We start from the raw sequence: 20,305 nt of genomic DNA, 5'->3' as shown, positions 1-20,305 counted from the left end.
ATTAATTTAAGGTAAATTATCATGCACAACTCCTCCACAGCTCCAGGGGGTTCTCAAATTAAAAGAACTACTAAGCCGGAAACTACTAAAACAGAAAATGTAATAACTCTAGGGTATTTAAAACAATATTTTGATGCGTTTCATCCTAAAGACGGGACAGAATTAAATATTATAGCTAGCTTAGATGATCCGAATTTAAATAAAATAAATCTCATGGAAGACCTTACATTGCAAAGAAATACAAAGCATTAGAATTTGCACTTAAAAACAATAATGCACAAGCTGAATATTTACTTAATCATCTTACGTTTGAACCTAATCCCAGCCTAATACAAGCAATACACAATAAAAGTTTAATTTTAGTAAAGTATTTTGTAGAAGAAAAAGAAGCGAATGTAAATTTTAGTCATTATGGTTCTAATACAATAAATGTTACTGCCGGTTTGGAAGAACCTTACAAATATTAAAAGGAGCAACTTATTTAAATACAACCTTAGAAGAAGCAGCACAAGGTGGTCAAAATGTAAACGATCTTCATAAGCAAATCTTTTTTAAAGCAATAAACGAAAATAAGCTTGCAGTAATTAAAAAATTTGTTGAAATATAAGGTTTTGATGTTAATACTGAATATCGTTTTAACACACCATTAAGTGCCGCGAAATTTAAAAAATAGAAAAGAAATTGCAAAGTATCTTTTATCTAAAAATGCTAATTTAGATGTAGCTCTAGAAGTAGCAATAATATACGGTAATTTAAATGCGGTAAAAACATTATTAGATGCAGGGGCAACGATTAACGGCAATACAGATGTATCACCTTTAATGCTTGCATCAGAGTATGGGCAGGTCACAATAGTAAAATATTTACTTAAACACGGTGCTAACTATAATGTTAAAGGATGGGAAAAAGATAACTTACATAGCGATGTATCGTGTCAACTAACCCAAATCACTGAGATTTCTACATTGTGTGAAAACGCTAATAATCCTAACCACCAATATATATTAGAGAGGATATCAAAAACAAGTATATCATCACATTATGACGGATATAAGAATTTATCATCAGAACAAATAAAGCAAAAATTTTCTAAATTCAAAAAATAACTATCTAAAGATTTACAAAATTTCGCAGAAATTAAAGCACTGTTAGAAGATTATTCTAGCGGGAAGAAAATTCCAATAAATACAAATACTGTAGTAGAAGACGAGGGCTATGTTTCTGATTTTAAGGTTGAAACTGAAAAACCTAACACAGGCTCTAGGTTAGAACACACTCCTTCTAAATCAGGTATATTTCGCACTTTTGCCCTTGAGGGACTTGATGAAGAAACGTCTTTAGGCGGTGATATAAAAATATTTGATTCTGAGCTTTAATAATGTCATTCCTACAATAAGATTGCTTCATTGCCTGCTCTTATGTCATTCCCGCATAAACGTTGTTGCGTGGACCAGTTTCCTAATTGTTACCCTGTGGCTTGTCCACGGGGTCTAGTTAAAAATACTAATAATATTAGTATTTTTAACTATATTGCTTAATCAAAACTTACAATTTTTCCTCACAATGATGACAAAACCTCTTGCATATTTATTAGATATATATTACCACGAAACATGAGAATCATATTTCATGATAATATATACTTTTTTATAAAAAAATCTAATTAAAATACGGAGGAACCATGGCTCATCCAAATCTTACGGAAGGAAATAATGATTTTAGGAATGAGAAATTATAAAGAAGCTATAGACATGTATAGTAAAATACACAAAAGCTCTAATTATTATCAAGAAGCACAATATTATTTAGGAGAGTGTTACCTTAATCAAGAAGAATTTATAGAAGCTGTAGAGGCATATAATAAGGTAAACAAAGATCATTATCTATTTGAAAAAGCTAGCTCAAATATTTCAGTTATTGAGAAAAATTTTGACTTAATTAATTCTAAATAAATGAATATAGTAAACTGATCTCCATTTTGTACTTCGTTGTTCGTTGTCTTGCCTATTAATATATAGGCTCTACCCTTACGCTTTTCATAAAATGGAGCTGAGTTTACTATAGTAGCGAATTATAAGCGAAAAACAATATATTATGTTCTGTGAAGGAAACTTAAATTAATCTATTTTTGCTCTTCTTTGCTGCAAATTATAAGATTGTTTTGAAATAGGAACAACTATTACTGCAAACATCTTATTAATTTTCGCTAAAAAATATCTGAAAATATAAATAATTGAATTTTCCTTTACAGAACATAATATATCAAGCAAATTCTAATAATACCTGCCCTCTTACAACATTATCCTTTTCATTAACAAAAATTTTAGCTATTTTTCCGTCTCTTTCAGCAAGAATCAGGTTTTCCATTTTCATAGCAGTTAAAATCATAATTTCTTGTCCTGCCGTCACTTCCTGCCCTTCTTTCACCTTTATCGCAGCAATCTGACCGCTTAGAGGAGCTTGTAGTTCGGAGCTTTCTTCCACCACTACTTTTGAGACCATCAACGCTTCAAGTTCTGATATACGAGGAGAGCGTACAAAGGCCTTTACGCTAATACCGGCATGCGATAATAAATAACCGGTTCTGATATTCTCAATTTTCACATTTGTCTTTTTACCATTAATTATAGCCGTAAAAAGTTCATTACCTAAATTCCAGTTACTACGAATATATATTCTATCGCTTTCGTGACGTATATTATAGCCGTTTTCAACAGGTGTAATTAATACGGGAAATAGTTTATCATCGATAGTTACTACCCACCTTGTACCTATTTTGTTAGCCTGATTGTTAATATTGCCGGAAATTAAAGAAGCACGTCTTTGCTCCGATATATAAATAAAAATAGCCGTTGCTAAAAATACGGTAGTTACTTCTGAAGTTAGACTAGCTCCAGAAAAACCGTCAGGATATTCTTCTTGAATAAAGGCAGTAGAAATATCGCCGCTAACAAAGCGTGGATGTAGCATTACCGCTTCTAAGAAACTGATATTATGAGCAATACCGTTAATTATATAAGAACTCAAAGCAGAATGCATTAGCTCAATTGCCTGCTCTCTTGTTTCACCGTAAGTACATAATTTTGCAATCATTGAGTCATAAAACATACTTACTTCGCCGCCAAGCCCAATCCCTGTATCTATACGGATATTAGGACTCTTTGCAGGTTCGGAATAAGCTGTAATTCTACCGCTAGAAGGTAAGAAACCTCGGCTTGGGTTTTCGGCACAAATTCGTGATTCAAATGCCCAACCTTTTAATTTTACATCATCTTGCGTAAATGATAATTTCTCGCCGGCTGCGATTTGTATCATCTCTTCAACGATATCTATACCGGTAATTAGCTCAGTAACAGGATGCTCGACTTGCAACCTAGTATTCATCTCTAAAAAATAGAAATTTTTATTGCTATCTACTATAAACTCAACGGTACCGGCCGAATAATATCCCACTTTTTGAGATAAGGATATTACCTGCCGATACATTTCTTGCCTTATATCTTCAGTAATAAAAGAACTTGGTGCTTCTTCAATTACTTTTTGATGGTGACGCTGTATTGAACATTCCCGCTCTCCGAGACATACACTATTGCCGTATTGATCGGCAATGAGCTGAATTTCGATATGACGGGGAGTTTGAATTAACTTCTCAATAAATAATCTATCGTCACTAAAACTATTGGCTGCTTCAAGCTTTGCCGACTCAAAAGCATTGGCCATTTCAGCGGGATTATTCACTACTCTCATACCACGCCCACCGCCGCCGGCAGCCGCTTTTACTATTACCGGAAAACCAATCTCTTTAGCAATATCTATAGCTTGTTTAACATCGTTTATAGTTCCCATATAACCTGGCACGGTGCTAACTCCGGCTTCTATCGCTATCTTTTTTGCTTCGATTTTATCACCCATTTTTTTAATAGTTCCGGCACTCGGTCCTATTAAAACAACACCTTCTCTTTTAAGAATATTGGCAAAATTTGGATTTTCTGATAAAAAACCGTAACCTGGATGTACTGCGCTGGCGCCACTTTCACGAATCGCCGAAATAATATTTTTAATAGATAAATAACTTTCCGTTGCAGGGGAATCACCTATATAATAAGCCTCATCTGCATGCTGCACATACATTGAGTTTGTATCTGCTTCAGAATATACTGCAACCGACTTTATCCCCATCTTTTTTAAGGTACGTATTATCCTAACGGCGATTTCGCTACGATTAGCAATTAAAATTTTATCAAATAATGGTTTATTCATAGTTTTTTGTATCCTAATGTCACCCCGTGGCTTGACCACGGGGTCTTGTGTCACAGACTGTATATTCTGAGATCCCGTGGTCAAGCCACGGGATGACAGCTAAAGCGGCAAATTATCATGCTTCTTCCAAGGCAGTTCTACTTTTTTAGTACGCAGGAAATTTAACGCCTTACATATTCGCCATCTGGTATTTTGCGGTCTTATAATATCATCCAAATATCCCCTAGATGCCGCAACAAAAGGCGAAGTTACTACTTTCCTATATTCATCTATTTTTTGTTTTTTAGCTTCAGGGTTTTTGCATTCTTCCTTAAATATTATCTCGGCTGCTCCCTCTGCCCCCATAACAGCGATTTCCGAATTAAACCAAGCATAGTTTATATCGCCTCTAAGATGCTTGGAGTTCATAACTATATAAGCACCTCCATAAGCCTTACGGGTAATTACAGTAATCTTCGGCACTGTAGCTTCCGCATAAGCGTATAACAGCTTAGCCCCGTGTTTAATAATACCGTCATGCTCTTGGGATGTACCAGGCAGAAATCCAGGCACATCAACAAGGCTTACTATAGGAATATTGAAAGCATCACAAAATCTAACAAATCTTGCTGCTTTTCTTGAGGCATTTATATCTAAACATCCTGCTAAATGCAAAGGCTGATTAGCCACAAATCCTACCGGATAACCTTCCATATAACCAAAGCCAATAATGATATTCTTAGCAAAATCAGGTTGTAGTTCAAAAAATTCTCCCTCATCAACGATACGCTCAACAAGCTCTTTCATATCATAAGGTTTATTAGGAGTGTTAGGTATTAACGTGCTAAGAGACATATCAACTCTATCGGCAGGATCAACAGTCGAACGAACAGGAAGAGGACTACGATTGGATGACGGAAGAAAATTAAAGAATTTACGAATTTCAAGCAATGCTTCTATATCATTGTTAAATGCAAGATCGGCAACACCGCTTTTAGTGGTATGCATCCTAGCACCGCCGAGCTTTTCTTGGCTTACTTCTTCACCCGTAACGGTTTTTACTACATCGGGACCGGTTACGAACATATAAGAACTATTCTTAACCATAAATATAAAATCGGTTAAGGCAGGAGAATATACCGCACCACCGGCACAAGGGCCCATAATTAGGGTAATTTGAGGGATGACACCCGACGCTAAAACATTACGCTGAAATAATTCACCGTATCCGGCTAGAGCATCAACCCCTTCTTGAATTCTTGCTCCCCCTGAGTCGTTAATACCGATTACGGGAGCACCAGTTTCTATAGCTTGATTGATAATATCACAGATTTTCTTAGCATGATATTCGCCGAGAGAGCCGCCGAGTACGGTAAAATCTTGGCTATAAATAAATACCAACCTACCGTTTATCGTACCGTGTCCCGTTACAACGCCGTCACCTAAAAACTTTTTATCCTGCATCCCAAAATTATTGCATCTATGGGATACAAACATACCTGTTTCGGTAAAGCTATCCGGATCTAATAATACTTCTATGCGTTCTCGTGCAGTTAACTTACCTTTTTGATGTTGTGCGTTGATCCTAGCTTCACCGCCCCCTTGCCTTGCAATATTTCTTCTCTCATCCAGTAACTCAGGAGAGATTATATTACTTTGATTCATAGATTACTTATAGTTTTATTTTCCAAAATACCCATAATATAATATAATAATGCTAATGTGAAAAGATAATTATTTATGTCATCTACCAAAGCTATCAAAGAAGCACCGAAAAAAGCCAAATCACCGGCTAAATTTGATAATTTATCAACTGCCTTAAAAAAGAATTTACAAAGAAGAAAGAAAGTTAAAACGAAAGATACTACAAACCAAGCTTTATCTGCATTACAAACAATAGTAAAAAATTACACTGATTCTACGGACGAAAACATTTCTCTTGTAGATGCATTAATAAAATCAAGACGCTTAGAAACAAAAAGTAAATAAGCACCACATTTGACATATTAATATAAATTGCTAATATTTGGGGAGTTTAGGTTTTGTTGCATAGCTTGCTTATGTCATTCCCGCCTACGCGGGAATCCAGGGTAAAACGAGATAAATCAAGTTTTTAGTTTTAAAAACTTACTGTATTTATATTTTTTAATTACTGGATTCCTGTTTTCACGGGAATGACATAAGAGTCACCCAATAAAATTGGCATTTAAAATATTTTATATCATGGACACAAACAAATTATATCTTTTCAAAGATAGACGATTTTTACCGAATTTTATAGTGCAGTTATGCGGTTGTCTTAATGATAATATATTAAAAAATGCTCTGGTAATCCTTATAACTTATGGTATTTCAGGAGCTTTAGGTAAATATAATAATCTACTTGTTTTAATTGCTAATGCTACTTTTGTATTACCTTTTATAATATTCGCAAGCATAGCAGGACAAATTGCCGATAAATACGAGCGTGCAAATCTTATTAAAATTATTAAGATTTGTGAAATCGGTATAATTGCCTTTGCAATTTATGGATTTCATCATAATAATCTGTTAATCCTGTTTTGTTCTATTTGCTTAATGGGTATACATTCTACTTTTTTCGGTCCAATCAAATATAGCGTATTACCTGATCACCTAAATAAAGACGAACTACTTGGAGCTAACGGCTTTGTTGAAGCCGGAACTTTTATCGGTATTTTTATCGGTACTATAATCGGCAGCTATTATACAATCAGCAATAATTTTATAATTTATTCTTTAATTACCATCGCTTTTCTCGGCTTTATTACAAGCCTTTTTTCCCAAAAATCTAAAAATGTAAATCGTGATATTAAAATAAATTTTAATATTATAGATGAAAGCATAAATATGATTAAATATGCCAAAGCAAAAAAACAGATATATTTAGCTATACTTGGTATTTCATGGTTTTGGTTTATCGGAGCTGCTATAATTTCTCAAATACCTTTACTTGCTAAGATAACTTTTAAAGCTGATGAGAATGTTGCTAATTTATTTTTAGCGGTTTTCTCGCTTGGTGTTGGGATCGGTTCGTTTTTATGTAGCAAAATATTTGAAGATGAGATTACCGTTAAATATCTATTTATTTCAGCCCTAGGCATTAGTATTTTCGGTATTGATTTATTCTTTGCAAGTAGAATTAGCTCAGTTAACTACGAACCTACTCAGCTAAAAAGTATTTTAGTATTTTTATCGAAAAGACATAATTGGCGCATAGTTATAGATTTATTGTTCTTAGCGGCAATAGGCGGATTATATATCGTTCCTCTTTTTGCGATATTACAGCATTACGCAAACCCTACTCATCGTAGTCGAATTATTGCCGTTAACAATCTTATCAATTCCATTTTCATGGTGGGATCAACAATAATTCTATCTTTATTATTTTACCTAAATTTCACTATACCCTGGATTATATTATTTATTAGCCTAGCTAATATAATTGTTACTATACATATTTACCGTTTAATACCTGAAGTTAAAATTATTCCATTTAAGCTATTGCGAAGAATATTCCAAATCTGTTTTGATCTTATGTATAAGGTTGAAGTTAAAGGATTTGAAAATTTTCAAAAAGCAGGTAAAAAAGTAGTAGTGGTCGCTAACCATATTTCATATCTAGATCCGCCGCTAATTGCTACTTACTTACGAGAAGAAATGACTTTTGCAATTAGTCCCGATATACAAAAAATATGGTGGATTAAACCGTTTTTACGTATGGCAAGAACTTTGCCGGTTGATCCAAGTAACCCAATGGCAATAAAGACTTTAGTAAAAGAAGTACAAAAGGATCAGAAAGTAGCAATTTTCCCTGAAGGTAGAATAAGCGTTACCGGCTCTTTAATGAAAATATACGAAGGACCGGGAATGATTGCCGATAAAGCCGGTGCTACCGTCTTACCGGTTAGAATAGACGGTACTCAATTTACTCATTTATCAAAATTAAAAAACATATTAAAAAGAAAAATATTTCCTAAAATTACTATAACCGTTTTACCGCCGGTAAAATTTGCTAATATGGATGCTACAAGCAATCAAGAACGACGCAGTTATATATCTAGGACTCTTTATGATATCATGGCTGACATGATGTTTGAGAGTTCAGACTATAAAAATACTGTATTCTCATCTCTTATAGAAGCTGCTAAAATTCATGGATTTAAGAAAAAAATAGTTGATGATTTTGAAAATAATGCGGTTACTTATCGAGATTTAATATTAAAATCTTTTATCCTAGGTGATTTAATCAAAAAGAATAATATCTTTGGCAGAAATTTAGGCTTAATGTTGCCTAATACCACGAATACGTTAATTACTTTTTACGCTATGCAATCTAGCGGTTATGTTCCTGCTATAATTAACTGGAGCAGCGGCATAAATACTATTATTAACTCCTGTAAACTTGCACAAATTAAAGTAGTTTACACTTCAAAACAATTTATTGAGAAAGTAAATTTACATGAATTAATAACTAACTTATTAGATTTCGGTATTAAAATAATATATTTAGAAGATTTTAAAAATCAGATTGGTACAGCTCTAAAACTAAAAGCAAAAATAGGAAGTTATTGTGCCCAAACTTATTACAATTATTTTTGTCGTAATCGTGATGACGAAAAACCGGCAGTGATAATTTTTACTTCGGGTACTGAAGGTGAACCTAAAGCCGTATTATTATCTCACAGAAATTTACAAACTAATAGATATCAAATAACTGCTAAAGTACCTTTTAGCCCTGAAGATATAGTATTTAATGCGCTACCGCTATTTCATTGTTTTGGTCTTAGTGGTGCAATTATTACAACTTTCAACGGTATTAAGCTGTTTCTATATCCTTCTCCACTAAATTATCGTAGCATTCCTGAAGTTATATACGATATTGGAGCAACTATATTAATTTCTACCGATACTTTTTTAAACGGTTATGCTAATTACGCGCACCCATATGATTTTTACTCATTACGCTATATATTTGCCGGTAGCGAGAAATTAAAAGAATCTACACGACAATTTTGGCTTAATAAGTATGGCATACGTATTTTTGAAGGATATGGGATTACAGAAGCCTCACCTATTATAGCTTGCAATACCCCTATGCATAATAAAGCAGGCACGGTAGGAAGATTATTACCGAAAATTGATTATAAGCTTGAGAAAGTAGAGGGAATAAATGAAGGGGGACGTTTATTCATTAAGGGTCCTAACATCATGCTTGGTTACTTGGACTTAGAAGGTCACCGTACTTATAAAGAATGGTACGACACAGGCGATATAGTCAAAATCGATTCTGAAGGATATATAACAATTCTAGGACGTTTAAAACACTTTGCTAAAATAGCAGGGGCAATGATATCTCTTACAAAAATTGAAGAACTTGCAAGCGAAATTGATCCTGATTCCTTGCACGCTGCTATTTCTATTCCCGATAAAACGCACGAAGAAAAGATTATTTTACTTACTACCGGTTCCAATATAAATAGAGAGAACTTTGCAGATACTGTATCTAAAGCTCAAATTTCTTTACTACATTTACCGAAAGTAATTATTACCGATTCAGAAATACCTCTACTTACAAGCGGCAAAATTGATTATCTTGAGATTATGAAAAACGTGGATAGATTCTAACTTCATTGCGAGCGACTGCAAGGAGCGTGGCAATCTCAGGAATCGTGCCTGAGATTTCGTCGTCGACGCCTATGGCGTCTTCTCGCAATGACGGAAAAAAACGTCACACACAACAACGCTGGTCAAACCACGGGGCGACATTTATTGTTTCTTTTGACTATTAATAGCAACATTCAAAACTAATTTAAACCACTTACCTAATAACTCTTGATCCTCCATAATTTCAGATAACACCTTCCAATATGATAGAGTTCCTTTACTTTGATATACAAATGACTCAGAACCGAAAGATTGAAAATATTCATAAGTGCTTAGGTCTGACTTAAAATATAATTCATTGCTCTTAATAATTCCTATCATAACACCACCCTTATATATACCATATCCACCAAACATTACACGAACGGCTACTGAACCATATTGTTCTAACAATTCTTTGACATATTCAGTAAATTCATTTTTGTTCATAATAATCACTTTAAATACAACAAACCATAAATAAACGTACCTAATATAATAAACAATGGAGTTAAAGGTAAATCAAAGTAGAAAGAGCTAAATGCAGCACAAAAATTAATAAATAAAGATATAAGAATTGATATTATAATCATCTGGGAGGGGCTATATGCTACAAACCGTGCAATCATTGCAGGAATAAGTAAAATAGCAGTTACCATAAGTACTCCGACAATCTTTATAGCAGAAAATACCGATAATGAGAGAAGAAGTAAAAATATTAGCTCAATAATATTAACCTTTAAGCCTTTTATGACGGCAATATCTCTATTGATAATGATAAGAAGAATTTGATTATAAAAATATACTATAAAGCCTATAATAGTTATTAGCACTATTGCAAGTATCATCAAATCATTAAAAGATACGGATAAAATATCCCCAAACAACAAATTTACTATATTATTCTGCAAAGAAGTAAAATAATTAATAACTAAAGCAACAGCTAGCATAAAGCTAGAAATCAAATTAATAACTGCGTTTTTTTCAGAATTATTTTTAAAAATAAACACAAAAAACGAAAAAAGAATTGCAACTATTATTCCTGAATATATTAATGGAACATGTGCTATAATACTTATGCTAGCCACTAAAAAACTACTATGAGCAAGCCCGTCACCGAAATAAATATATCTCTTCCATAGGGCAATGCAGCCAAGCGGGGCAAATATGCAGCTAATTAAAATTAATGCTAGTATTATTAAAGTCATCTGAGTATATTATATATGTTTGTTGTATGGCCTCTTGTTATCCCGTGGCTTGACCACGGGATCCACTAAAGTTCTTAGGCTGTACTTATGGAGCCCGTGGTCAAGCCACGGGATGACATTGGAAAGAATCATAGACTATGTCTTCAATCGATAAAAAAGAATTAGAAAAATTTGAGAAAATTTCTCATAATTGGTGGAATAAGGACGGAGAATTCAGTATCTTACACCGAATAAACCCTATTCGCCTTGAATATATAATAGAGAAAATAACTACGCATTACAATAGACACCTTTCCAAACTCGCTTATAGAGAGGAATTTGTAGGAAACATGCAGCACAGCACCGCAGCGTACATAGCAGTACGTGAGGATGCGAGCAGCAGATTGAAGCACAAATTACCTATAGAAGTAGAGTGTGAGAAGATGTCTAACAATATTTCTAAATTAGAAATATTAGACGTCGGTTGCGGTGGAGGGTTAATTGCAACGCCTTTAGCGGCTCAAGGTTTTAACGTTACAGCCATTGATGCACTGCAAAGTAATATTGAAACGGCAACTGCTTATGCTAAGGAAAACGGCGTAAAGATAAATTATTTACAATCTACTATAGAAGAATTAGCAAGTGACAAGCTATATGATGTGGTAATTTGTCTTGAGGTTATTGAACACGTAGAAAACGTACAGCAATTTATACTAAATTTGGTGAAGCATATTAAGCCAAACGGTATGGCAATAATTTCTACGATTAACCGTACTAAAAAAGCTTATATACTTGGAATAATAGTTGCCGAATATATTTTAGGTTGGGTACCAAAAAACACTCATGATTATAGCAAATTCCTAAAACCGTTGGAAATTTACGAAATGCTTACGGATACCAAAATTGAAATTAAAGAGCTGAAAGGCTTGGTATATGATCCGGTTAAAAATGAGTGGAAATTAAGCGATGATATAGACGTAAATTATTTTATGTGTTTGGGGAGAAAGAGTATGTGTTATCCTAGCTAACTTGATCAGCCTTGTTGCATGAGTACCGAATCGTCATTGCGAGCGACTGTAAGGAGCGTGGCAATCCAGAAAAATAATAAAAAAATGCTAATTTTTAGCATTTTTTACTGGATTGCTTCGTCAATTGCTATGCAATTTCCTCGCAATGACGCAAAAACTGATCCATGCAACACAGCCGACTTGATCGCAGGATCCAGTTAAACATACTAATATTATTAGTATGTTTAGTTGTTTTCTGGATACCGTGGCAAGCCACGGTATGACACAGTTCTTAGTATATATTTAAAAAAGATAATAAATGAATAATAACGTAATTACTAGATTTGCTCCGTCACCGACGGGGTTTTTACATATAGGTTCGGCAAGAACCGCCCTTTTTAATTATTTGTTCGCAAGGCATCATAACGGTCAGTTCTTGCTTCGCATTGAAGACACTGATAAAGAAAGGTCAACTAAAGAAGCGGTAGAAGCTATATTCTCAGGTCTAAAATGGCTAGGGCTTGATTGGAACGGTGAGGTTATATTCCAGTCTAAACGTCATAATCTTTATAAAGAAGCTGCACTAAAATTACTGCAAAACGGTAAAGCATATTATTGTTTTACTAGCCAAGAAGAAATAGAAAGACAGCGACAACAAGCTTTAGAAAATAAACAGCATTTTATTTTTAATAGCGAGTGGCGTGACAAAGATCCATCTATCTATCCTACTGATATTAAGCCGGTAATACGTCTAAAAACTCCAAGAGAGGGTAGTATAACAATTCATGACACTTTACAAGGTAAGGTAGTAATTGAAAACTCTCATATAGACGATATGGTACTATTAAGAGCAGACGGCACTGCTACTTACATGCTAGCCGTTGTAGTAGACGATCATGATATGGGTATAACTCATATTATTAGAGGTGACGATCATTTAACCAATGCAGCAAGGCAACTCGCTATTTATCAGGCTTTCGGATATGCAGTACCGAGCATGACTCATATACCGTTAATTCATGGAGCAGACGGAACAAAATTATCCAAAAGGCATGGAGCATTAGGCGTTGAAGCTTATAAGGATATGGGGTATTTACCGGAAAGTTTATGTAATTATTTACTGCGTCTTGGATGGAGTCACGGCAATGATGAAATTATCTCAATGACTCAGGCTATAGACTGGTTTAATCTTGATTCACTCGGTAAATCACCTTCTAAGCTTGATTTTGCTAAGATGAATAGCCTTAACGCTCATTACTTAAGAATGCTTGACAATGATAACTTAACTTCAAAGACTGTAGAGATATTGGAACAAAATTATAATAAACTTCTTCGGAAGCTCGCTTATAGGAAGGAATTTGAAGGAAACACGGAACGCAGAACCGCAGCGTATATAGACATACGTGAGGATGCGAGTACCGGATTGACGTACAAATTACCCCTAACAGTAGAGTTGCCGAAGAAGTTTAAGGTTAGTGAGCAAGAAATAGGCTATATCAAACAAGCAATGCCAAGCTTGTTAGTTAGAAGTGAAACATTACTAGAACTAACACGCCTTGCTCAAATTTATCTAGTAGATTCTCCTATCACCTACAACCAAGATTCAAAAGAAATTATAGAAAATTGCGATAAGAATTTAATCAAACAAATTATAGAAAACTTAAGCGAACTTGAGCAGTTTGATAAGGAATCCGTACAGAATAAATTTAAAGAAATAGCAGCAGCAAACGACTTAAAGCTGAATGACATTATGAAACCGGTAAGAGCTTTAATAACAGGTATGACTGCATCACCTAGCGTATTTGAGATTGCAGAAATTTTAGGAAAAGAAAATATTTTAAAAAGGTTAAAAATTATATGAAAGATTGTATAAAAAAAATTGCTTTTGTTTTTATTGGATTATTTATAATAACCGGCACTTTTGTTTTGTATAGCATACAAAACGTCAACGCATCAACAGCACCAAAAAAGTACGGAGCTTGGACTTTAAATTGTACTCTTAATAATGAGAAAAAACAACTTTGCTTCTTATCACAACAAATTAATAATCTAGAGAAAGATAAAGAAACGGAAATATTAGCCATTTATCACATAGGTTATTTTAATGGGGAACAAGAAGAACAGGAATTAAAAATAATAGAAATAGTCCCGTCAAATGTTCAAATTCTGGCAGGTACAGTTATTAATAGCGGTGACAAACGAATAGCAGCCGGAAAATACGTCAATTGTACAGTAAACGGCTGTCAGGCTTTAGCTATTATTACAAAAGACGAACTAGACATGATTTTATCAAACGATAATTATATAGAACTAATTACCGCAGACGGCAAACAAGCTAAAATTTCATTTATAAAAGACGGCTTAAAGGAAGGCCTAAAAGCTTTGAGTAGATAGTAACGCAAGAATTTAAGCTTTGTTGCGTGGATACTAAACCGTCATTGCAAGCAACTAAAAGGAGCATGGCAATCTCAAGATTTTGGTCCGAGATTGCTTTGTCAAAATTTTCAATTTTTCCTCGAAATGACGACTTGGGTATCCGAACAACAAAGCTTTGAGTCGCTTAGCGCATAACCACTCGCTACTAAGTTGCTTTAAAGCTTAATTAAGCATCGTGATGATGGTATCCATGGCCATGGCCATGCCCGCCTAAACTTGCTTCATATTCAAGAACCCATGATTGATGAAATGCCATGCCGGTCAGCGACTATCCATCTTTCTAAAAGAAAAGAACGCGAAATCCTGCTTCTCTTTCCAGAAGAATTATTGAATGATCCGTAGAAGCAGGTAATGTATGGCTCCAAAATGGTTTTTCTTGGCTTATATTTTCAAAAAATGTCTTAAGCTCATTCAAAGTTAGTCTTTGAGAAAAGTCATTAGGATGATCAGTGATCGCATATGTATAACCACGATCTCTCTCATCTTCTTTTCCACCGCTAAGAAGATGTCCCTCTTGAATTGTCGGTGTACTTAGAGTATCATCAGGAAAGTCCACATAGCCAGGAAAGGATTTTTTCCTCCTTCCATCTCATTTTTCTGTGAGCTATCCTTTAACAACTTTAATTCTTCGCAAACTCAAGCCATTGTCTTCGGTAAGGTTACTGCCCCATGATATGTGGTAATACCTAAGACATGCGAAAATTTCTTATCGTACTCTGCTTTATTAGGAGCTATTTTGTTATCCACTAGTTTTTTAGTCATAATTTACCTTTAATTTCAATTGTATTGCAATATATAAAAATAGATTGAATAACAATCTATCTTTGCAATTAATAATGCTTACTAAATTTTTAATACATTGCAAGAAATTATAAACCACTAAAGTGAAAAAATATTTGAGAATAAATAAAAAATGCTTTTCTTTTTATTAAGTTTTATTAACTATTTTTATATTTTTACTTAAGATACTAGCGATTATTAAATATATTCAATGTTAATAAAGATTAATATTAATGTAATGTAACTGTGTAAAAAAATCACAAAAATATAATCCTATTTAAAAATCAAGATATAATTTAACTTGTGCTTAACCATTGATTATCGATAAATTTAAAAAATAAATATCATGTTTTTCTAAAATCTTATTAATTTTCTTATAAAAATATTTTATACTAATTGTATGCATATACTCCTTTTAAAAGAAGTAGTATATCAGCTAAAAACTATTTTTATATTTCCAATTGTGCAGCTTCACCGCTCTCTGCATGATAATGCATCTTACGATCACATATTTGTATCTCTATTTTATAATTATCCTCAGTTGTGATAATAGTATGCAAAGATTGATAGCCGTTTGGCTTAGGATTAATAATATAATTTGTAAATTTATCCTTTTCATACTCATAAAGATCATGAACTACTTTTAAAGCTTTATAACATTTCTCTTCATCTATTACCACTATGCTTATCACAAAAATATCTGTTAATTCTTCTAACTTTATACCCTTACGATATAATTTATATAAAATTGATATTGGATGTTTGATCCTACCTATTATTTGAGCAGCAATATCATTTTTAGATAAATTGTGATTTAAATGTTTAATAACCCTTTGAAGCAAAACTACCTCTTTAATTTATACTAATTCAGTTAATAGTTATACTTACAATAACTACACACCAATTAAAGCAATAAACTTAATTAAGTTCTATTAATATTTCTAATTAATTTGCTATTTTTAGTAAATATTAATAAAACCCAGCTTTAGTTGATATTAATAGGAAAAATTAAGCTTGTGGCGAGCTTCGCACTACCCTACCCTATTATTTTATCTTTTATCCTTTAGATTGCTTTTAGAACCTCATTTTTTAAGTTTTATATATAAAATTTAAATTATCTTATTTTAGTCTTTCTTAACTGTATAAATTATAAGACTTTTTTAAAATAAGAATAGTAATTTTTCTAAAACCTTACTAATTTTAGTTGGCATAGTTTAACCGACCAAAAGCTAGAAACTGTTATTACTAATTTTTTAAATTAAACGAATCTATACATTATAGATTAACCTTGCCTATAACTACAACAAGAAATCTATTCTTAATAATTAAAGCGTAAAACCGCTTTAAACCTTTTGATCATCCTATATAAGGCTGTTAACAAAATAACTTTAATTGATAATTAAAGAGATTTTTAAACGAAAATTAATAAGATTTTTACAGTAATAAATATCCCTATTTTCAAAAAAATCTTATAATTTGCAGTTAAAAAGAATTTAATGAACTTTAAAATTATTTTGTTAACAGTCTCATAGGATAAATACCAAAGGTTGAGCTATTATAATTAATTAAAAAATATTTGCACTCATTAAATAATTACAAGAAATTCTATATTTTATTTTTTGAGGAAGAGTTTTATTAAAGAGTTTATTTTCAAATTAGGCAAAGAATCGCTTTAAAACCCATTTGTTGCATAAATCAGCTTTTCAGTGTCCTACTGCGACTTAATAATGTGTTGTACAACGTTGTTAAAATCGTCATTGCAGAGCAGGAATTGCCTGCGTGGACCAGTTTCTTAATTGTCATCCTGCGAGCTTGTAGCAGGATCCAGTTTAAAATGCTAATATTATTAGTATTTTTTTCTGGATACCATGGTCAAGCCACGATATGACATTGAACAGGTTTTGCGATCCACGCAACAATGCCTCCTTACAATGAGGGGAACGAGCAATACAATAAAACAGGTTTATTAGATCTATTGCATAACCTATCTTATAGAGATATAGACTTAGAAATCCATACCACCCATGCCTCCCATACCGCCACGCATTGGCATTGGCTCTGCCTTATCAGAAGGTTCGTCAACAATTAAAGTTTCCGTGGTAATAATTAACGAAGCAACAGAAGCAGCATCTTGAAGTGCAGTACGCACTACTTTAGCCGGATCAATAATTCCTGCTTTAATCATATCGACATATTGCATATCTTGAGCATTAAAGCCATAATTTTTATCCTTATGTTCTAGTAATTTACCAACTACTACGCCACCGTTTTCACCAGCATTTTCAACAATCTGTTTTAGCGGATCCTTTAAAGCTTCTATTACTATTTCAATACCTGCTTGTTGATCCTTATTCTCTACTTTAAGCTTTGTTAAAGGTTGTGATGCATGAAGTAATGTTACACCGCCACCGGCAACAACACCTTCCTCAACTGCCGCTCTTGTAGCAGCAAGTGCATCTTCAACACGATCTTTACGCTCTTTCACTTCAACTTCCGTAGCACCGCCAACCTTTAATACGGCAACACCGCCGGAAAGTTTAGCTAAACGCTCTTGTAGTTTTTCTTTATCATAATCAGAAGTAGTTTCAGCTATTTGAGATTTAATTTGTAATACTCTATCTTCAATATTTTTCTTATCACCGTTACCGTCAACAATTACGGTATTTTCTTTAGAAATTGTTACTCTTTTTGCCGTCCCTAGACTCTTAATACTCACATTTTCAAGCTTCATACCTAAATCTTCAGTAATAAGCTCACCTTTAGTTAGGATAGCAATATCTTCCATCATTGCTTTTCTTCTATCGCCAAAACCGGGAGCTTTTACTGCCGCAACTTTTAAACCACCACGTAATCTATTGACTACAAGCGTTGCAAGAGCTTCGCCCTCAACATCCTCAGCAATAATTAATAGCGGGCGTTGTGATTGTACTACAGCCTCAAGTATAGGTAACATCGGTTGTAAATTTGATAATTTTTTCTCAAATAGTAAGATGAAAGGATTTTCAAGCTCAGCAACCATTTTCTCGGAATTCGTTACAAAATACGGTGATAGATAACCTCTATCAAACATCATACCTTTAACTACTTCAACATCGAAGCTAAAATTCTTTGCTTCTTCAACAGTTATCACGCCTTCTTTACCGACTTCCTCCATTGCCTTAGCAATTTTCTCACCGATTTCCTTATCACCGTTTGAAGAGATAGTACCGACTTGTGCGATTTCCTCTTGGCTATTGATTTTTTTACTGGATTTTTTAATTTCTTCTACTACTGCGTTTACCGCTAAATCCATACCACGCTTTAAATCCATAGGATTATAACCGGCAGCTACTAGCTTATTACCCTCACGAGCCAAAGCTCTAGCCAGCACCGTAGCTGTAGTGGTACCATCACCGGCTACTTCTGCAGCTTTTGTAGCAGCTGATTTTAATAGCTGAGCTCCTGCATTTCTAATTTTATCTTTTAACTCGATCGATTTTGCAACCGTCACACCATCTTTTGTAATTTTCGGTGAACCGAATGATTGCTCGATAAGTACATTTCTGCCTTTTGGACCTAAAGTAACTTTTACTGCATCTGCAAGTATATCAATGCCTTCTAACATTTGCTCACGAGCTTTTGAGCCGTGTTTAATAAGTTTTGTTGCCATATTTAATTTCTCCTTAAAATAAATAATTAATTAATAATACCAAATACGTCGCTTTCTTTCATAACGATCAGTTTGGTGCCGTTAATTTCAATTTCGGTGCCTGCCCATTTACCGTATAAAACTTTATCGCCTACTTTTAGCTCTAAAGGATGAATTTCGCCTTTTTTATTACGAATACCATTACCTACGGCTACTATTTCACCTTGCATCGGCTTTTCTTTTACAGTATCCGGAATAATAATTCCACCTTTAGTTTTTTCTTCTTGTTCGATAGGCTTTATTGCAATTCTATCATGTAATGGTTTAAAAGACATTTTAACCTCCAATTATTAAATCTTTAAATGTACATACTATATATATTTTATTTTTGTTAGTTCAAGGGGCAAGAATAAAATTTTTTTTATTAGAGGTCTATTCTTTCTCAAAATCCTCTAAACTAGTGCCGTGTTTAGTTTTACTCCATTTCAAATTCAAAGGGCAGAAAATTATTTCAAATACTGCTTTATATTACGCTACAGTATGTAATATAAAATAACTAGCCCATAAGCTCAAAGCTACTATATCCTGAAATTTTACTTTTCCGCTTTTTAAAGAATTTTTTAATATATACAGAGCTGTACCATATAGATATAAAAGAGAGAATTTTTATTTATAACAATAGAAAATATTATAAAGGGTAAACTCCAAAAATTATAAGTAGATAAGCCGATGAAAATATAAATTGTTATTACTTGCAATAAAGTAAACTTTTGGCATTTATCTTTTTGTGCTTTAAATACCAAAAATGTTTGCAAAAAGCTTGAATCCAATGTGATCTTTGATTTAGCCAATTACCTAAACTATTCGGAGCTTCTTCTAGAGTATAGGAATCACAAATAGCTACTTTATAGTTCTGTGAGTAAATTCTTATACCAAGCTCGACATCTTCTGTTACATTATAAGAATCCCATCCGCCAAGCTTATTTAATATATCCGTTTTAAAATGATTACTAGTACCCCCAAGAGGTGTAGAAAGTTCTAGCAAACTTAATCCTTTCAAGATATATTCAAACCATAAACTATATTCTATATTCAACATTTTGGTTAAAATATTCTCATTTTTATTATAAAATTAAGCTTAGCTTGAAGACAAGCATATTCTAGAGGCAAGTTTTTAAACATTTCTAGAGCTTTAAGTAGCTGTTCAGGTTTATCTTCAGCATCATATACTACTAGATACTCGCCACGTGAATATTCTAGAGCATAATTAAGGGCTTTCGGCTTAGTGCTTGGTAGACTTTTCGGAACAGATATAACATGAAAATAAGACGGTAAATTATATAACACTATTTCTTTAATCATTA

At 33.3% G+C, this 20,305-nt stretch carries 17 protein-coding genes and 3 pseudogenes; 9 read left to right on the top strand and 11 right to left on the bottom strand.

Annotated elements, in window-relative coordinates; translation table 11 throughout:
- Positions 1–21: 21 nt before the first annotated feature.
- From RJP_RS04770 to RJP_RS04760, 4 genes and pseudogenes are all read left to right on the top strand, one after another.
- On the top strand, positions 22–252 hold the full coding sequence (locus tag RJP_RS04770) for a hypothetical protein (RefSeq protein ID WP_014014591.1): 231 nt from the start codon (positions 22–24) through the stop codon (positions 250–252).
- A gap of 104 nt (positions 253–356) precedes the next feature.
- Positions 357–607, top strand: a pseudogene (locus RJP_RS09855) (hypothetical protein).
- A 43-nt stretch (positions 608–650) separates the two neighbouring features.
- Positions 651–1,016, top strand: a pseudogene (locus RJP_RS08090) (ankyrin repeat domain-containing protein); the annotation flags it as partial.
- 708 nt (positions 1,017–1,724) lie between these two features.
- The gene (locus RJP_RS04760) at positions 1,725–1,952 is read left to right on the top strand and encodes a tetratricopeptide repeat protein (RefSeq protein ID WP_014120952.1); all 228 of its coding nucleotides are present in this window, start codon (positions 1,725–1,727) and stop codon (positions 1,950–1,952) included.
- Between the two features lie 310 nt (positions 1,953–2,262).
- Here the strand turns inward: RJP_RS04760 and RJP_RS04755 are convergent, their stop codons facing one another.
- Positions 2,263–4,260, bottom strand: a complete 1,998-nt coding sequence (locus RJP_RS04755) for an acetyl-CoA carboxylase biotin carboxylase subunit (protein ID WP_014120950.1) — start codon at positions 4,258–4,260, stop codon at positions 2,263–2,265.
- A 99-nt stretch (positions 4,261–4,359) separates the two neighbouring features.
- Positions 4,360–5,904 carry an acyl-CoA carboxylase subunit beta gene (locus tag RJP_RS04750; protein WP_014120949.1) on the bottom strand — a complete coding sequence of 515 codons (1,545 nt, stop codon included), beginning with the start codon at positions 5,902–5,904 and terminating at the stop codon, positions 4,360–4,362.
- A gap of 75 nt (positions 5,905–5,979) precedes the next feature.
- Between RJP_RS04750 and RJP_RS04745 the strand changes: the two genes are divergently transcribed.
- Together RJP_RS04745 and RJP_RS04740 are read left to right on the top strand one after the other, a co-directional pair.
- On the top strand, positions 5,980–6,228 hold the full coding sequence (locus RJP_RS04745; protein ID WP_014014597.1) for a hypothetical protein: 249 nt from the start codon (positions 5,980–5,982) through the stop codon (positions 6,226–6,228).
- 234 nt (positions 6,229–6,462) lie between these two features.
- Positions 6,463–9,885 carry an acyl-[ACP]--phospholipid O-acyltransferase gene (locus RJP_RS04740; RefSeq protein ID WP_024704613.1) on the top strand — a complete coding sequence of 1,141 codons (3,423 nt, stop codon included), beginning with the start codon at positions 6,463–6,465 and terminating at the stop codon, positions 9,883–9,885.
- Between the two features lie 141 nt (positions 9,886–10,026).
- Here the strand turns inward: RJP_RS04740 and RJP_RS04735 are convergent, their stop codons facing one another.
- The gene (locus tag RJP_RS04735) at positions 10,027–10,353 is read right to left on the bottom strand and encodes a TfoX/Sxy family protein (RefSeq protein ID WP_014120947.1); all 327 of its coding nucleotides are present in this window, start codon (positions 10,351–10,353) and stop codon (positions 10,027–10,029) included.
- 5 nt (positions 10,354–10,358) lie between these two features.
- Positions 10,359–11,111: a metal ABC transporter permease gene (locus RJP_RS04730; RefSeq protein WP_014014600.1), complete on the bottom strand. Its 753-nt coding sequence runs from the start codon at positions 11,109–11,111 to the stop codon at positions 10,359–10,361.
- Between the two features lie 137 nt (positions 11,112–11,248).
- Here RJP_RS04730 and ubiG point away from each other — a divergent pair, with 137 nt between their 5' ends.
- The 3 genes from ubiG to RJP_RS04715 all read left to right on the top strand — a co-directional run bounded on the left by ubiG (position 11,249) and on the right by RJP_RS04715 (position 14,491).
- The gene (gene ubiG, locus RJP_RS04725; protein WP_014120946.1) at positions 11,249–12,118 is read left to right on the top strand and encodes a bifunctional 2-polyprenyl-6-hydroxyphenol methylase/3-demethylubiquinol 3-O-methyltransferase UbiG; all 870 of its coding nucleotides are present in this window, start codon (positions 11,249–11,251) and stop codon (positions 12,116–12,118) included.
- Positions 12,119–12,416: 298 nt separating this feature from the next.
- Positions 12,417–13,958, top strand: coding sequence for a glutamate--tRNA ligase (gene gltX / locus RJP_RS04720; RefSeq protein WP_014120945.1), 1,542 nt, complete (start codon positions 12,417–12,419; stop codon positions 13,956–13,958).
- On the top strand, positions 13,955–14,491 hold the full coding sequence (locus RJP_RS04715; protein WP_014120944.1) for an invasion associated locus B family protein: 537 nt from the start codon (positions 13,955–13,957) through the stop codon (positions 14,489–14,491). Before gltX ends, RJP_RS04715 begins: the two co-directional genes overlap by 4 nt.
- Positions 14,492–14,813: 322 nt before the next feature.
- Here RJP_RS04715 and RJP_RS04710 read toward each other — a convergent pair whose 3' ends face one another.
- From RJP_RS04710 to RJP_RS10635, 7 genes and pseudogenes are all read right to left on the bottom strand, one after another.
- Positions 14,814–15,089 carry a hypothetical protein gene (locus RJP_RS04710; RefSeq protein WP_014120943.1) on the bottom strand — a complete coding sequence of 92 codons (276 nt, stop codon included), beginning with the start codon at positions 15,087–15,089 and terminating at the stop codon, positions 14,814–14,816.
- Between the two features lie 80 nt (positions 15,090–15,169).
- Positions 15,170–15,295: a hypothetical protein gene (locus RJP_RS11080; protein WP_261792618.1), complete on the bottom strand. Its 126-nt coding sequence runs from the start codon at positions 15,293–15,295 to the stop codon at positions 15,170–15,172.
- 454 nt (positions 15,296–15,749) lie between these two features.
- Positions 15,750–16,155, bottom strand: a pseudogene (locus tag RJP_RS04705) (bifunctional (p)ppGpp synthetase/guanosine-3',5'-bis(diphosphate) 3'-pyrophosphohydrolase).
- A gap of 1,163 nt (positions 16,156–17,318) precedes the next feature.
- Positions 17,319–18,962, bottom strand: a complete 1,644-nt coding sequence (gene groL / locus RJP_RS04700; protein ID WP_012151120.1) for a chaperonin GroEL — start codon at positions 18,960–18,962, stop codon at positions 17,319–17,321.
- A gap of 26 nt (positions 18,963–18,988) precedes the next feature.
- Complete coding sequence (locus RJP_RS04695) at positions 18,989–19,276, bottom strand: co-chaperone GroES (protein ID WP_014014607.1); 288 nt, start codon at positions 19,274–19,276, stop codon at positions 18,989–18,991.
- Positions 19,277–19,689: 413 nt separating this feature from the next.
- Positions 19,690–20,040 (bottom strand): glycosyltransferase family 2 protein, encoded by a 351-nt coding sequence (locus tag RJP_RS10640; RefSeq protein WP_024704612.1) that lies wholly within the window; start codon positions 20,038–20,040, stop codon positions 19,690–19,692.
- 5 nt (positions 20,041–20,045) lie between these two features.
- Positions 20,046–20,303, bottom strand: coding sequence for a glycosyltransferase family protein (locus tag RJP_RS10635; protein WP_024704611.1), 258 nt, complete (start codon positions 20,301–20,303; stop codon positions 20,046–20,048).
- Positions 20,304–20,305 lie beyond the last annotated feature (2 nt).

The sequence above is a fragment of the Rickettsia japonica YH genome (assembly GCF_000283595.1).
Taxonomy (GTDB): Bacteria; Pseudomonadota; Alphaproteobacteria; order Rickettsiales; family Rickettsiaceae; genus Rickettsia; species Rickettsia rickettsii.
This window is presented reverse-complemented; position numbering and strand designations above follow the sequence as displayed.

Bases quoted from the DNA above. Each gene is read 5' to 3' on its own strand.
- RJP_RS11080 (WP_261792618.1), bottom strand. From the start codon at position 15,295: ATGACTAAAAAACTAGTGGATAACAAAATAGCTCCTAATAAAGCAGAG.
- RJP_RS04715 (WP_014120944.1), top strand. From the start codon at position 13,955: ATGAAAGATTGTATAAAAAAAATTGCTTTTGTTTTTATTGGATTATTT.
- RJP_RS04745 (WP_014014597.1), top strand. From the start codon at position 5,980: ATGTCATCTACCAAAGCTATCAAAGAAGCACCGAAAAAAGCCAAATCA.
- RJP_RS04740 (WP_024704613.1), top strand. From the start codon at position 6,463: ATGGACACAAACAAATTATATCTTTTCAAAGATAGACGATTTTTACCG.
- RJP_RS04735 (WP_014120947.1), bottom strand. From the start codon at position 10,353: ATGAACAAAAATGAATTTACTGAATATGTCAAAGAATTGTTAGAACAA.
- RJP_RS04770 (WP_014014591.1), top strand. From the start codon at position 22: ATGCACAACTCCTCCACAGCTCCAGGGGGTTCTCAAATTAAAAGAACT.
- RJP_RS10635 (WP_024704611.1), bottom strand. From the start codon at position 20,303: ATGATTAAAGAAATAGTGTTATATAATTTACCGTCTTATTTTCATGTT.
- RJP_RS04730 (WP_014014600.1), bottom strand. From the start codon at position 11,111: ATGACTTTAATAATACTAGCATTAATTTTAATTAGCTGCATATTTGCC.
- gltX (WP_014120945.1), top strand. From the start codon at position 12,417: ATGAATAATAACGTAATTACTAGATTTGCTCCGTCACCGACGGGGTTT.
- RJP_RS04750 (WP_014120949.1), bottom strand. From the start codon at position 5,904: ATGAATCAAAGTAATATAATCTCTCCTGAGTTACTGGATGAGAGAAGA.
- RJP_RS04695 (WP_014014607.1), bottom strand. From the start codon at position 19,276: ATGTCTTTTAAACCATTACATGATAGAATTGCAATAAAGCCTATCGAA.
- groL (WP_012151120.1), bottom strand. From the start codon at position 18,962: ATGGCAACAAAACTTATTAAACACGGCTCAAAAGCTCGTGAGCAAATG.
- RJP_RS04760 (WP_014120952.1), top strand. From the start codon at position 1,725: ATGAGAAATTATAAAGAAGCTATAGACATGTATAGTAAAATACACAAA.
- RJP_RS10640 (WP_024704612.1), bottom strand. From the start codon at position 20,040: ATGTTGAATATAGAATATAGTTTATGGTTTGAATATATCTTGAAAGGA.
- ubiG (WP_014120946.1), top strand. From the start codon at position 11,249: ATGTCTTCAATCGATAAAAAAGAATTAGAAAAATTTGAGAAAATTTCT.
- RJP_RS04755 (WP_014120950.1), bottom strand. From the start codon at position 4,260: ATGAATAAACCATTATTTGATAAAATTTTAATTGCTAATCGTAGCGAA.